We start from the raw sequence: 14,089 nt of genomic DNA, 5'->3' as shown, positions 1-14,089 counted from the left end.
CTCCCAGTATAATTTGACAAATTTCGATATTACTATAACAACGACAAATTATGTCTATTCTGTGACGTCTCATCATGACAAAAAAACGTAAGTATTACACTCACGTTTTTTCAAATTCTTCCACTTATTTATGTTTCACTTTATCCATTCACCTTTTCTGCCTGCCAGAAATATTCACCAAACGCTTTAGCAAGGGCATCAATCGATCGATTTAGTTCTTCCTCCGTATTATCTACACCACCAACTTCAATTAATATCGCTTGCCCGGATAAGTCTTGATTGTAGACACCATTTCCTGTTTGGAATCCTTTTTGAATGACACCTCGACTCACTCCTGGATACTTCTTACTAATCGCCTCATGTAAAGCCGTCGCTAATTGCAAGTTTTTTTCATAGTTTTTATTTCCTTTCCCTACTACAAATGCAAGCTTTGCATATGATTTATCGCCAATGGTTTTTGTCGTAACATTCTTCCGAGCACTATCACGATGTATGTCGAAAAAGTATTGTAGTTCTTTATTACCAGTCATTGCTTCTTGTACAATTTCCCGTGACATTTTGTAAGAACTATTACTATTTAACCCTTTACTAATCAACTTTTGACCGATATCTGTCTTGTCGTTAGTAGCTCCGATCCCTTCGCTTGCTAATTGTTCACGAAACCGATCGCCAACTATTGAAATATTCGTGACAGAACTGGTCGCTTTATTCGGATTGGGATCATTTGCTAAATTTAGTAACGGCAAATAAGATTCCCAACTATGCGAATGATAAATAAACGCAACTTGTCTTTTTCCTGTCGTTTGAGCCGGTTGCTTTTTCTCTTTGTTCGTATCTGGCTTTTGAGCCTGTCCAGCTTCACCAGTCCGTTCTTTTACTACTTCTTCAAGTGGAACGCTCGACTCTATCGGTAAGTTAGAATAATTTGTCCCTTCACCCGCAATTACAATTTCTGTATCGTACTTTCCAAAACCAGGTAGCTCTTTGCCGACAAAACTGCGAACATCGTTAAAGCGAATATTCGTAGCCATCGAAAAGAGAAAAGAAGAAATCGAAAAATCTTTATTTAAATTTCGATACTCCTGTGTAAAATAATGATTCTCTTTCCCAAGAACGTACATGTAACCATTCATTGATAGCTCATTTAACCAATTATATAAATACGTTGACTTTGTCTCTTTCATAGAAGTTACCATCATACTAATAAGAAAAAAAGTCGCTAGTACTGTAGCAATAATAAATAAAACTAACTTACGTACACTTGTGAATTTCACATAAAAAAAGCCTCGATTCATACTATCACCCTCTCTATTCCAAGTTATGTACAAGCTCTAGAGAATAGACCGTCTAAATTCCGGCTATATTGTTTATGAGGTGAAATGAATTGAAGCTACTAATAGGAACATTCCCCATTGTACTATCATTTATTTTTTATTGGCTTGCTAAGCATCCTACAATCCGTGTTGCACTACATATTTCAGCGTACTTAGCACTTTATGTACTCGGTACAATTATTTCTATCAATATATACGATGTTTTAATACAAGATTTAGTTTTCATGACAAGCATTCATGGTATTTTACTAAATCCATTTTTTCTTATATCAGGAGCATATATAGGGATATACACTTTATACTTACTTTTGTCTTACATGATTATAAATATGAAACATGGAGCGTAATGAAATGCGACCACCATTCATCTGTCATATATGCAAAAAAAGAATTGCGCGAAAGAAAGATCTTATTACTGCCACATCGTACTTCCGCTTTTATTTATTTCACAGTGATTGCTTTAAACGACAGCAAGTGTTCATCTCACGATTCATCCCTGTGAATACGCTTTTTAATTTCTTTCTTATTATATATGGACTTATTTTTGGCAGCATTCTTATGATTACAGAACACTCTATTATTTGGGCTATTTTTTTATTTCCCATTTTATATCGGTTTCTTTCCTATTATTATTTGGAACGTTTTTTCTCTACATAAAGTGCAGACTGTCCTCTCGGAATACTTAAACATTCCCACTCATTTTCTTTTAACATTTTACCGATGTAAATAATCTGTCCAATATGCAAAGCGTAATGAGAAATTTGTCTTTCAATTGCTTGCATAACAGTCTGTGCTTCACCGCGAATATATACCGTCTGTAATAAATGTTCCGGCGTTAGGACATTCATTGTTTTAAAAACATATTCCCATCCTTTATTCCATGCTGTGAGAACCTCTTCTTTAGAATGATAGCCACCTTCAAATTCAGCATCTCGGTTACGATCTATTTTTTCACCATCAGATGTTAAAAAATCCGTCCATCTAGAACGCATATTACCGTGCAGATGCTTAATTATGATTGCTATGCTATTTGTTTCTTCATGAGAAGACCATTCAATCTGTTCATACGATAATTGCGAAAGTACCCTCTCTCCTTGTTTCTTTGTTGCTTTAAAATTTGAAATGGTACATTGTAAATATTCTCGTCCAATATCCATGTTCCCCCGCCTTTACACTAACTAATTTTCGTTCCATTTGGTAATTCCATATTCGGCTGCAGTAATACGACATCACCAGCTTCAGGTACTCCTCCTAAAACAAGTACTTCTGATTTAAATCCAGCTACACGTTTTGGCGGAAAATTTACAACAGCAGCGATTTGCTGACCGATTAAATCTTCTGGGGTATATCTCTTCGTAATCTGAGCACTTGACTGCTTAACTCCAAGCTCTCCAAAATCAATTTTCAGCTTAATGGCTGGAACTCTCGCTTCTTTAAATTCCTCAGCATGTATTACAGTTCCAATTCTTACATCCAAAGTTAAAAAATCTTCAAAATTGGCCATTTTATCATTCCTCCCATTTATTACTTAGACAAAATGTAAAAATCACCTTTAAAAAAAGAAAGGCGCCTAAGCACCTTTCTTTTGTAGTTCACTTGATTCATTTGATTTATAGAAGAAGAAACCGAGAATCCCGCCAATACATGATGGGATTAACCACCCTATTCCTTCTTTATATAATGGTAACATTTGTAGTACGTTAGAAATCGCGTCAATTTTAATGTTCGCACTTTCTAAACCATCAAAGAAGCTAATTAACAATGCTCCAAAAATAGCTCCAATATAAATGGTATTACGCTTCCCAATCCATTTATGGAAGTAAGAAAGTACAATTAATACAATTGCAACTGGATAAATGATCATTAACACTGGTAAAGTAACTGCGATTAATTGTGTTAAACCTAGGTTAGATACAATTAAACTAAACACACATACCATTGTTACAATCGTTTTATGCGAAAGTTTTGGGAATAAGTTTGTAAAGAAGCCCGCGCAAGCTGATGTTAATCCAACAGAAGTTGTTAAACAAGCAAGTATAATAACAAGTCCTAATAAAACTTTACCACTTGTTCCATATAACTCATTTACAACATTCGTTAAAATAAGCCCACCATTCTCTGATACACCAAGTGATGTACTCGTTGAACCAAGATAAGCAAGTGATAAATAGATTAACGTTAAACCAAGTACAGCAATAATACCTGATACTACTGTTATTTTTGCAACTTCACTACTCTCTTTTATCCCTTTAGAGCGGATAACTTGTACAACGACAATTCCAAATACGAGAGCACTGATTGCATCCATTGTTAAATATCCTTGTATAAATCCACCAAAGAAAGCATTTTCTTTGTATGCCGCTAGCGGCGCAGCTGGCTCTCCAATCGGATCAATAATTGCCTTTCCGACAATAACAGCAACAATCAATACTAACAATGGTGTAAGAAATTTTCCGAACCAATCCACTAATTTAGATGGATTTAATGATAAATACCACGTTATTCCGAAGAAAACTATCGTGAATAGAAACAGCATGTACCATTCTGAAACCAATGCCTCTGATAGAAATGGCTTCATACCCATTTCAAATGAAACGGCTCCCGTACGCGGAATCGCGAAAAATGGTCCAATCGCTAAATAACTAATTAATGGGAAAATAAACGCAAATATAGGGTGAACTCTCGAAGATAGCGCTTTCAAGTCCCCCTCTACAAACGCGACAGCTGTTACAGCTAATAGGGGTAATCCGACTCCCGTTACAAGGAATCCAATTGTAGCAATCCAAACATTCTCTCCAGCTTGTTGCCCTAAAACTGGTGGAAAAATTAAATTTCCTGCTCCTAAAAATAGTGCAAATAACATTAAACCAATTGCTACCGTATCACCTGGCCTTAAACGTCCCTTCATACTTTTCATTTGCATAGCACTTTTTCATTGTTTATCTCTATTTTCACAATATGCTATGCATCCTCCTCTCTGCTCAAGATGATAAAATATGCCCCTTACAAAGCAGTGTCTTCTCCATAATTTCTCCATTCCCCTTATTCTTACTCTAACTATTAATTTTTGATTTTTTTGAATATTTAACTCATTAGAGTGGTATTGCGTGGAGTATAGTTGTCAGACCTCTTTGTTTTTATCACACATATAGTAACATATTTAGTTGAAAAATAAAAACATATTTTCAAATTGATTTTTTTGAAAATCGAAATTATCTACATTTTTTATTCTTTTACACAAATATTGTTACAATCTCACCTTTTACCCTATCATTATTTTCAAATAACTTTATGCACGTAACATAGCAAAAGCCATCCAACATAATTAGATGGCTTTTGCATGTTACTCTATCGTTTCAACTTCACGTGGATTTTTCATCTCTTCCACATACACAACTCTAAATCCGTGATCTTCTAAATCTTTCAATAACGTCTCTAATTCACCGTCGTTAAACTCTTCTCCTAATGTAAACATAATTCTACGAACTAATAAGGCATCATTATCAAAAGTCATTAAACTTTGGATACCTGTATATTTTTTTAATACTGTCGATAATTTTTGAATGGCCCCATTATAATCTTGTGTTCCAATCATGACAGAATATTTACTAGAATGAACGCCCCAAGCATCTTCTAACAACTCAAAAACTTTTTTATGCGTTAAAATTCCAAGAAATACTCCTTTTTCATCAACCACTGATAAATAAGGTAATTTTTTTATTGTAAAAAATACTTTAAAGAACGAAGAATCTTCTCTGACATATCCTTCTTTATCGTTTAATAATTGTACTACACTCTCTTCCAGCGAACCTTTATATTCTAAAATATCTACTTTATATATATTCCCTAAATATTTCTCTTTTTTTTCATCTAAAACTGGTACACAACGATAGCCAGTTTTATTTAAATGCTTCAGCGCTTCCCCTATTGTAATTGAACTTGAACAAAATAGAACTTCCCTTTTCGGCACATAATTCCCTTTAATCCTCATAAACAGCCTCCTTATGTTAAAATACTTTCTGTGCCATAACTATATTATATTTTCAGAAAAAAATAAATGATTTATTTTACTTTTCTGAAAATTATTCATTTTCTTGTCATAATTTATTCACGTTTCATTCACTTATATCCTCTACAATACTAAACTTCTTTAAGAAAAATATATTGTAACTTACACAGAAAAAAGCTAAAATAAGAATAAGAATTTTCTGAATATTCTAAGAGTAGGTGATTACATGTCTTTATTGCGCTCACATATATGTAAATTTATCGTCGGTGTTCTCATTATTTTTATCATTAGTCCTATTCCTGCTTTATTCATTACACATAAATACTCATACATAACTGGCTTTATAAGCATTTTTCATAACTTCGCACAACTTTCTTCTATGACAATTCCAAAGATTGATTGGATGCACGAATCTATCTTTTTCTCAGCAAATCAGATGGTTCATACTTCGAATCATTCAACACCGTTATTCCCTTACATATGGGAAATATATTTTGTATCGATTGTTCGTTTTACCTTTACTCTTGCGATCGGATTCTTCATCAGTTTAGGGATCGGTCATTTATTTTTTAAAGCACCTCATTCGGTTAAGAAGTTCACTTCTTTATTAAGATGGATACCGTACTCTTTTTGTACCGTATTATTACAATGCTCAGTCTTATTTCTACTCCTATACATCGCAAAATTTATAAAACTTCCCTACTACTCATCTTTCATCATCGTTTGTAGTACTTCCATGATTATCGTTATGCAAGCAATAAAAAAGTGGGTTCCTTTCTTAAGTAATAGAAATGAATATGAAATAAAACAATCTTCTTTCCTTGTAGATACATTGTTTTTGGCGCTTACTTCAAATCATAAATCCATTCTAGGTTCCATTATTCTCTCATTCATTTTTATGGAATGCGTTTTTCACGCAAGCGGATTATTACAATTTATCGTTCAATTCGGCGGAAATGCACCTGTAATTGTTACAATAAGCTTACTACTTTTGTATATCCCGTATTGCATACTCTCTTTCCTTCAAACGCTATGGACGACAAATCACGTTAAACAACAATCATACGCTTTAACGAGAAGTATTCCAAAACCTTAATTTGAAATAACCCTCTAGAATCTGAAAGTGGAGGGTTATTCCTTTTGTATAGCGGACAAAATAACAGCAAATTCAAAAGCTAGTGCAGAAACATACCAATATTTACCCTTTTTCTTTGACTATTCTTTTCGTTTGGATTTATTATAAAAGTATAACATAATTGCAGGAGGTGACATCTTTATTCCAAACTACGGAATAGAGAACACACTTGGACATATTAAATATTTTTCTCATCTTTATACTTATCCTTATTTCAGGCTTTTTCGTTGCATCAGAATTCGCTGTTGTAAAAGTACGAAAAAGTCGAATTGACCAGCTTGCAAATGAAGGCAATAAACAAGCTTTAGCTGCAAGAAGTGTCCTATCTAATTTAGATGTTTATTTATCAGCTTGTCAGCTCGGGATTACGATTACTTCTTTAGGGCTTGGTTGGCTTGGTGAACCAACTGTGGAACATTTACTACGACCGCTCTTTGAAAAGATTAATATTACTGGAACAATGGCGAATACTTTATCCTTTATTATTGCTTTTAGTTTTATTACATTTTTCCATGTTGTATTAGGTGAATTAGTTCCAAAGTCTTTCGCAATTCAAAAAGCAGAAGCAATCACACTTAAGTTTGCACGACCACTTATTTTATTTGATAAAATTATGTATCCATTCATTTGGTTACTTAATAGTGCAGCTATCTTTTTCACAAAATTACTCGGATTAGAGCCTGCGAAAGAAAATGAACTTGCCCATTCTGAAGAGGAACTACGCCTCATTTTAGGTGAAAGTTTTAAAAGCGGTGAAATAAACCAAACCGAATATAAATATGTGAATAATATTTTTGAATTTGACGACCGAGTTGCAAAAGAAATTATGGTCCCTCGTACAGAAATGATTTGCTTATCTACTGAAAATACGTTAGAAGAAAATATGAATATCGTCGCAACTGAAAAGTTTACACGCTATCCTATCATCGAAAAAGATAAAGATGATATTATCGGTATGATCAATACGAAAGAAGTATTTCACGATCAAACGAAAGGCATTCATAAGCCACTTGAATCTTACATACATCCAGTACTAACTGTATTTGAAACTGTTCCAATTCGCAAAACACTCGTACATTTACAAAAGAATCGTGTTCAGATGGCAATCGTTATGGATGAATATGGTGGTACTGCTGGACTTTTAACAATGGAAGATATTCTTGAAGAAATCATTGGAGAAATTCAAGATGAGTTTGATGCAGATGAATCACCTATGATTGAAAAACGTACGCCTAAGCTTACTGTTTTAGACGGAAAGGTGCTCATTTCTGAAGTAAATGATATGTTTGGCCTACATATTGATGATAGCGATTTAGATACAATTGGCGGCTGGTTCCTCTCTCAAGCAGTGGACTTAAATATTGAGGCTGGTTATTTCATTGAATTTGCCGGTTTTCAATTTAAAGCACTAGAACTTGATGGACATCAAGTGAAAAAAATTGCGGTACATAAATTAGACACGAAGAAGGAGTTATAAAGTGACAGCATTATTAACAATCTGTATCATTGCCTGTTTCATTGTTTCATTTCTCGCCTTTATTTACCCTATCATTCCAGGCATCCTTGCTGTATGGGCTGGATATTTCATTTACCATTTTGGTATAAATGGCGGAGAACTAACAACTTCCTTTTGGATTATTCAAGTCATTTTCACACTTTTTATTTTCGTTGCTGATTTTATCGCAAATGGATATTTCCTAAAGAAATACGGGAGTTCTAAATGGGGCGAACGTGTCGGTATGATTTCTATCATTGTCGGCTCTTTTTTCTTCCCACCATTCGGTTTAATTATCATACCGTTCTTATCGGTATTTATGACAGAACTCATGCATAAAAAAGCGCCAAAAGACGCCTTTCTAGTAGGAGTTGCTACTGTAGTTGGTTTTTTAAGCAGTACAGTAGCAAAAGCCATTCTCCAAATCATTATGATTATCATATTTGTATGTTATATCATCTTTTAACCATCCCAATTTCGGGATGGTTTTTTAATAGGAAATTCCGACTCGACTATTCTCATATTTGTTTTCACTACATAGATTCCACGTAAATTGCGCTGTATCACCAACTGTTATTTTCGCTCCATCTTCTGGTAATACATCTTTTCCAGTTCGATATACCCCTGTCGCATCACCGTCTATTAAATGCGTCGGACAAACGACCGTCCAACATAAATTACTACGACTAAGTATCTTATATGCAGCTAAATGATCTTCTGCTGCTGTTGTCGTTTTCCTTTTTGATTCAGTTGATTGAAAACGATATAAATTTAAATTTGTTCTCGCTTGTAAAATACCAGCTGTTCCTATTGTAATGATTTTATGAACTCCTTCTTCTTTCATTTGCTTTATAATTTGTGGCATACTCTTCGCTAATGTCCCATTTTGATCCGTACCAAGTGCACTAATTACTATATCGCTTCCTTCTATCGCTTTCTTTATATCATTTTCATTCCATACATTACCTTCTATGACTCGTAACCTTTCATGATGTATTTCCATTCTATTTACATCACGCGCTAATGCAGTCACTTCGGCTGAATCCTTTAATGCTAATTTTATTATGTTTGAACCTACTCGCCCAGTTGCTCCCAATATACATACTTTCATTTGTTTTCCCCCTTTTCATTCTTTCTCTATTTTTCAATAATCTCACTCAATTTACAACAAAAAAGCTTCCTCATATTTAGGAGGAAGCTCTATTATTATTATTTTATTTCTTTTCTTTAGAATCCGTAGACTTCTCAGTTCCACTTGTTTCTTTATCCTTTTTGCCCTCTTGTTGTGTTGTTGTATCGTCTTCTTTCTTCTTGTCCTCACCTTTACTACAACCTACCATTAATAAAGAACTTGCAAGTGCCATAGCAGTTAATGATTTAACCCATTTGTTCATTTGCGTTTCCTCCTTTAGATAGAATATGTACAACCCCATATTACTCTCTATTTTTAAAGGAAAGATTGAAAAATAGTAAATAAACGGTAAACTTTTGTAAATTTTCCGATAATAGATATAGACTCCTATTCTTTTTTCTCCATGAAAAGTAAAAAACTAAGGCGCCTATCTTTCCGCCTTAGTTTCTTATGCAAACTTTTCATTTTCATATACATGTTTAATCTTATATTCTTTCTTCACAACATATTGCCATACACTATAGGCATAACGGTTCATTTTCAGGAAGCAATTTTCTAAAAAAGAGCGGAATTCCGGATTCGCAACTTCAACTGCCACTTGAGCGAACTTTAGTGATAACCGTTTTAAATGCGAAATATAACAAGTTGCAATATGGACATCCCCTGTATATTTACTATCAGTTTCCTTTTCCATTTCATGAAAATGAAATGAAATTGGTTCACAAGTTATATGCTGTACATTCTCTCCTTCTTGAAAATTCACTTGTTCATTATATGCTTGCAACATATAAGGTAAATGCTGCTGTAATAGCTCCTTTAATTCTTCATCTCTTACCTTTCCTGTATACTCCCCAACCTTATATATAAGCATATAACTATACCTCATTAATTCTTTCATACAATCCATGAAAGTACCTCCCTTCTCTTTTGTATATACACTATAAATATGATGCTATAACATTTGCTATTCTTGCTAAAAACCAATCCCATTTACTAATTTTCTCAAAATCTTCTTTCGAAAATTTTTTTGATTTATGAAAATCTACTTTTAATCGGTTCCATACGTCAGCAACAACTTTTTTATCATATATGAGACAATTAGATTCACAATTTAAATAAAAACTTCTATTATCAAAATTCGCTGTACCTATATCGACAATTTCTCCATCAATGATCGTTACTTTCCCGTGAAAAAAACCATTCCGATATTGATAAATTTCTGCTCCAGCATCGTTCATATCTTTCAAATATGGATAAGCCGCTTGTTTTAACAATACCGCATCACTTTTAAATGGTACGAGAATTTTCACATTGACACCGCGATGTAATGCATCTTTTAACTCATTCATCATTTCTTTACTTGGTACAAAATATGGCGTAGCAATAATTAAAGACTTTTTAGCCTGCTTTAAAAGCGCTCCATATTTCTCCCATAAACCTTTTCCATCTGAAAATAAATATTGATACTTTACATTCCCTATCGCAGGTAAACTTTCATGTACAGGAATTGTTTCTCCTGTATCTTCTTCCCAGTCAGCAGAAAATTTTCTTTCCATATCGGTAGCACCATTCCCATTGACTCGTACATGATAATCACGCCACGGACCAAATTTTGGATCTTGTCCAAGGTACTCCTTTCCAATATTAAAACCGCCGACGTATGATATCTTCCCATCTATCGTAACAATGCGTCTATGATTCCGTTGATGCAATGAATAGAATACATGTTTCAGTTTAAGCTTTTTACTAAACGTAAACTGGACACCGTTTCTTTTTAATTGACGAAGTATCTTTTTCTTCAGCTTATATCCACCTATTCGATCGACTGACAATTTTACTTCTACTCCGCTCGATGCCTTTTTCTCGAGCAACTGCAAAAATTCTTGGCTTATTTCATCTTTACCTACAATATAAAAATGGATATATATGTACTTTTCTGCATTACGTATATCCTCAAATAAATTCTTATATAACTCTTCGCCGTTCGTATATAGTTGAAAGTCACCTAATCGAACTTGTCCTAATTCATATTCACTAGCCATTTTTTTCCCCATTTCCACATCGATGTTCATCCAAATGAATACACCTACTAAAAAAAGGAGTACAGCGAAAAAGTGTTTCATGGATATTTTCCTTTCTCCACTTACTGTTATTTCTATATCTTCCCTTTTTTAATACATTATCATTCAAGAAAATATGTCATTCCATGATATATGTCCATATCAAACGATAGCTCATTTGCATATTGTATGTTGTATCTTAAAATAAAAGGAGGAAATAACAATGGGCTTCGCACAAGGTAATGGATTCGCGCTATTAGTCGTATTATTTATCCTCTTGATCATCGTCGGTGCTGCTTGCTTCTGCTAAGTAGTTATCTTCGTATGATATGTGGATGAAAAAACTATAAAAGCGGACACCTATTTTTAGGTGTCCGCTTTTCATATGAAAAACATTTCAGTCCGTTATAATACCTTTAACAACTACATATTCAATTCAAAAAGTTAGTAATGTAGCTACTTTCTTACTCTCTGCCTTACGTATATGGCGTTGTTCTGCACGCAACACAGCAATGCGATGTAATTCTTTCTCTTCTTCTGTTTCAGGGATTACTCGAGGAACTGGAACCGGGTTATTCTCCTTACTAAGTGCAACGAATGTAACAAATGATGTTGCTGCTATACGTTTCTCACCTGAAATTAGATCTTCTGCTACTACCTTCACAAATACTTCCATAGAAGTTCTACCCGTCCAAATTACAAAAGATTCATAACTAACACAATCTGAAGAGCGAACAGGATGTAAGAAATCTACCCAATCCATAGATGCTGTGACACATTCTTTTCTTGCATGCCTTGTTGCTGAGATAGAAGCAACCATATCCATCTCGGCTAATATTTTCCCACCAAATAGCGTATTATGATCATTTAAATCTGTTGGAAATACTCGGCTCGTTTTAAACACTCTGGATTCATTAGCTGTTTTTCCCTTTACTTCAGTCATTGTTATCACCTCTTTGATTATTTAATCCACTATTTGCAGAAAGTGAACTACCCACCACAAAATTCGGCTGGAGCAAAGAAGTTCGGTAAGAGTTCCATTTCCCATTAACATTAGAACAGTGTGAACTTACTATCACTACACGTTTAATATTAACAACATTCAGAACTCTTAGTCCACAAAAAAGAACCGATGTAATCAATCGGCTCCTCTAAATACATATTGTTCTTTCGGCTGTTCAACTTTATTCCATTTCGTTACTTCTAAAACCGGAATGTTCGCATGGAATGGTTGATAAAATTCCGTTGATATTTCTCCTTCAACTTGAATCCAATCATCATTGTTCCATTCTATCCCTTCTGGTTTTTTCACTAACATACCATATACACCAGAGTCCGCTACACAATGTATAATACCGAAACGGAATAAGAAATATTGTTCTTTTTTAGAAGAATCATCTTTGAAAACAAACCCTTTAAAAGATAATTTTTTCCCAGTAAACTCGCCAGGATAATTATAAATTGTTTCCATCCCTTTTAGGAAATCTTCATCTTTTAAAGTAATACTATCTTTCGTAACGAATTCTTTTTTCCCTTTTTCCATTACACCACGGTATCCTTCTTTCCCGTAATAAATGCTCGTATCAGGTCTTAGAAATTGCCTTGTCATAAATGGATCTTTACTTTCTGCTTGTGCTACTGGAAAATGAAACCCTTTCGCCTTAACAATATCTGAATCTAACGTTGCAATTGGGAAAAACAATCCTGAGACTATCGGAAAACAAAACAATGTGTACGAAAATGCTTTTTTCCACCATGTATTCTCATCTTTTGAATGATCATGCCCACAATGGCTATGATCGCAACCACAATTGTGCTGTTCTTTTTCTCTTTCTTTTTCTTTTTGATGTTCTTTTTGGAAAACGATAATAATTTGAACGACCGTTAAAAAACCTAAAATAATAGCTGCTGTTTTTGATAAATAGGCATACTTCATATTGATATACTTCGTAATATTACCTGAAATATGAAGCTGCGCGATTAAGATTGTAAAACCTAATAATATATATGCTCGAAACATAACCTACCACCCCATCGCATAAATGAGTAGTGAGCTTGCATAAACAACAAGTGTAACTGTAACTGTAACGACAATTACAAATTTCGTTTTAAATGTTGCAAGCATCATAAACATATTTTTAATATCCACCATCGGTCCGTATACGAGGAACGCGACAAGTGATGCTGTTGAAAATGTACTTTGGAATGACGAAGCAATAAATGCATCCGCTTCTGAACAAAGTGATAAAATGTAAGCAAGTCCCATCATAACAGCTGGTGAAGAAAACGGCCCTTGTCCTATAGCAAGCAGTGTTGAAGTTTGTACGAACGTTTGAACTGCAGCTGCAATTAACGCACCTAATACTAAATATTTTCCCATCGAGAAAAATTCCTCAACAGCATGCGTACATACATCCCACATTTTTTTACGTAATGGACGCTTATGATTCACTTCTGGGAAGTGATCATCTCTTAATTGATGTTCTTTAAACTTAAATGATAATATAATTCCAACGATAATTGCTACGATAATCGCTACAATAGAACGATACCATACCATGTGCATACTACTTCCAAAGGCAACATATGTTGCAAATAATACGACCGGATTAATAATTGGCCCAGTTAACATAAATGCAATCCCAGCATATGGCGGAACCCCTTTTCCGATTAATCGTCTTACGATCGGAACAATTCCACATTCACAACCTGGAAACATCATACCTAAAAAAGTAGCCATTAAAACAGACAGAAAACGGTTTTTCGGCATCCATTTTGCTACCATATCCTCTGTCACAAACATTTGAATGAATCCTGAAATAAATACACCAATGAGCACAAAAGGAAGTGCCTCGATCAATATGGAGATAAAGATTGTATTCATTTGCAGGAATGCTTTCGGTAATTGAAACAATTCCATGATG

General features: G+C 34.2%; 18 protein-coding genes. 6 read left to right on the top strand and 12 right to left on the bottom strand.

Annotation, left to right across the window (positions count from 1 at the left end):
- Positions 1–140 precede the first annotated feature (140 nt).
- Positions 141–1,295, bottom strand: a complete 1,155-nt coding sequence (spoIIP, locus tag MR115_RS13685; protein WP_242241659.1) for a stage II sporulation protein SpoIIP — start codon at positions 1,293–1,295, stop codon at positions 141–143.
- 89 nt (positions 1,296–1,384) lie between these two features.
- On the opposite strand from spoIIP, the gene MR115_RS13680 reads away from it, so the two are divergent.
- Both MR115_RS13680 and MR115_RS13675 read left to right on the top strand, forming a co-directional pair.
- A complete protein-coding gene (locus tag MR115_RS13680) occupies positions 1,385–1,681 on the top strand; it encodes a hypothetical protein (RefSeq protein WP_242241658.1) in 297 nt (98 codons plus the stop codon).
- Positions 1,682–1,685: 4 nt separating this feature from the next.
- Positions 1,686–1,991 (top strand): permease, encoded by a 306-nt coding sequence (locus MR115_RS13675; protein WP_242241657.1) that lies wholly within the window; start codon positions 1,686–1,688, stop codon positions 1,989–1,991.
- Here the strand turns inward: MR115_RS13675 and MR115_RS13670 are convergent.
- From MR115_RS13670 to cbpA, 4 genes are all read right to left on the bottom strand, one after another.
- Positions 1,964–2,491, bottom strand: coding sequence for a DUF1572 domain-containing protein (locus MR115_RS13670; RefSeq protein WP_242241656.1), 528 nt, complete (start codon positions 2,489–2,491; stop codon positions 1,964–1,966). The two genes, MR115_RS13675 and MR115_RS13670, sit on opposite strands and share 28 nt — an antisense overlap.
- 17 nt (positions 2,492–2,508) lie before the next feature.
- Complete coding sequence (gene csaA / locus MR115_RS13665; RefSeq protein ID WP_071721684.1) at positions 2,509–2,838, bottom strand: chaperone CsaA; 330 nt, start codon at positions 2,836–2,838, stop codon at positions 2,509–2,511.
- A gap of 66 nt (positions 2,839–2,904) precedes the next feature.
- Positions 2,905–4,242: a branched-chain amino acid transport system II carrier protein BrnQ4 gene (gene brnQ4, locus MR115_RS13660; RefSeq protein WP_396133800.1), complete on the bottom strand. Its 1,338-nt coding sequence runs from the start codon at positions 4,240–4,242 to the stop codon at positions 2,905–2,907.
- A 435-nt stretch (positions 4,243–4,677) separates the two neighbouring features.
- Entirely contained in the window at positions 4,678–5,325 is a 648-nt protein-coding gene (gene cbpA / locus MR115_RS13655; protein WP_242241655.1) for a cyclic di-AMP binding protein CbpA, read from the bottom strand.
- A gap of 244 nt (positions 5,326–5,569) precedes the next feature.
- Between cbpA and MR115_RS13650 the strand changes: the two genes are divergently transcribed.
- The 3 genes from MR115_RS13650 to MR115_RS13640 all read left to right on the top strand — a co-directional run bounded on the left by MR115_RS13650 (position 5,570) and on the right by MR115_RS13640 (position 8,439).
- Positions 5,570–6,439 (top strand): hypothetical protein, encoded by an 870-nt coding sequence (locus tag MR115_RS13650; RefSeq protein ID WP_242241654.1) that lies wholly within the window; start codon positions 5,570–5,572, stop codon positions 6,437–6,439.
- Between the two features lie 208 nt (positions 6,440–6,647).
- On the top strand, positions 6,648–7,955 hold the full coding sequence (locus MR115_RS13645; RefSeq protein WP_061676432.1) for a hemolysin family protein: 1,308 nt from the start codon (positions 6,648–6,650) through the stop codon (positions 7,953–7,955).
- A 1-nt stretch (position 7,956) separates the two neighbouring features.
- Positions 7,957–8,439 carry a DUF456 domain-containing protein gene (locus tag MR115_RS13640; protein WP_098586080.1) on the top strand — a complete coding sequence of 161 codons (483 nt, stop codon included), beginning with the start codon at positions 7,957–7,959 and terminating at the stop codon, positions 8,437–8,439.
- A 24-nt stretch (positions 8,440–8,463) separates the two neighbouring features.
- Here MR115_RS13640 and MR115_RS13635 read toward each other — a convergent pair whose 3' ends face one another.
- From MR115_RS13635 to cls, 4 genes are all read right to left on the bottom strand, one after another.
- Entirely contained in the window at positions 8,464–9,084 is a 621-nt protein-coding gene (locus MR115_RS13635; protein ID WP_242241653.1) for an NAD(P)-dependent oxidoreductase, read from the bottom strand.
- Positions 9,085–9,187: 103 nt separating this feature from the next.
- Entirely contained in the window at positions 9,188–9,367 is a 180-nt protein-coding gene (locus MR115_RS13630) for a hypothetical protein (protein ID WP_242241652.1), read from the bottom strand.
- 186 nt (positions 9,368–9,553) lie between these two features.
- Positions 9,554–10,012, bottom strand: coding sequence for a spore coat protein (locus tag MR115_RS13625; protein ID WP_063261342.1), 459 nt, complete (start codon positions 10,010–10,012; stop codon positions 9,554–9,556).
- A gap of 31 nt (positions 10,013–10,043) precedes the next feature.
- Complete coding sequence (gene cls / locus MR115_RS13620) at positions 10,044–11,228, bottom strand: cardiolipin synthase (protein ID WP_242241651.1); 1,185 nt, start codon at positions 11,226–11,228, stop codon at positions 10,044–10,046.
- Between the two features lie 160 nt (positions 11,229–11,388).
- On the opposite strand from cls, the gene MR115_RS13615 reads away from it, so the two are divergent.
- Positions 11,389–11,475 (top strand): YjcZ family sporulation protein, encoded by an 87-nt coding sequence (locus MR115_RS13615; protein ID WP_071721689.1) that lies wholly within the window; start codon positions 11,389–11,391, stop codon positions 11,473–11,475.
- A gap of 126 nt (positions 11,476–11,601) precedes the next feature.
- On the opposite strand, the gene MR115_RS13610 is transcribed toward MR115_RS13615, so the two are convergent.
- From MR115_RS13610 to MR115_RS13600, 3 genes are all read right to left on the bottom strand, one after another.
- Positions 11,602–12,108 carry an acyl-CoA thioesterase gene (locus MR115_RS13610; protein ID WP_000141167.1) on the bottom strand — a complete coding sequence of 169 codons (507 nt, stop codon included), beginning with the start codon at positions 12,106–12,108 and terminating at the stop codon, positions 11,602–11,604.
- Positions 12,109–12,303: 195 nt separating this feature from the next.
- A complete protein-coding gene (locus MR115_RS13605) occupies positions 12,304–13,185 on the bottom strand; it encodes a TIGR03943 family putative permease subunit (protein ID WP_242241650.1) in 882 nt (293 codons plus the stop codon).
- 3 nt (positions 13,186–13,188) lie between these two features.
- Positions 13,189–14,085 carry a permease gene (locus tag MR115_RS13600; RefSeq protein WP_061676438.1) on the bottom strand — a complete coding sequence of 299 codons (897 nt, stop codon included), beginning with the start codon at positions 14,083–14,085 and terminating at the stop codon, positions 13,189–13,191.
- Positions 14,086–14,089: the final 4 nt, after the last annotated feature.

Origin of the sequence: Bacillus cereus group sp. BfR-BA-01309 (assembly GCF_022664315.1) — a bacterium.
GTDB classification, from domain to species: domain Bacteria; phylum Bacillota; class Bacilli; order Bacillales; family Bacillaceae_G; genus Bacillus_A; species Bacillus_A mobilis.
The sequence above is the reverse complement of the archived record's forward strand: the minus strand, read 5'-3'. Positions and strand labels throughout refer to the sequence as shown.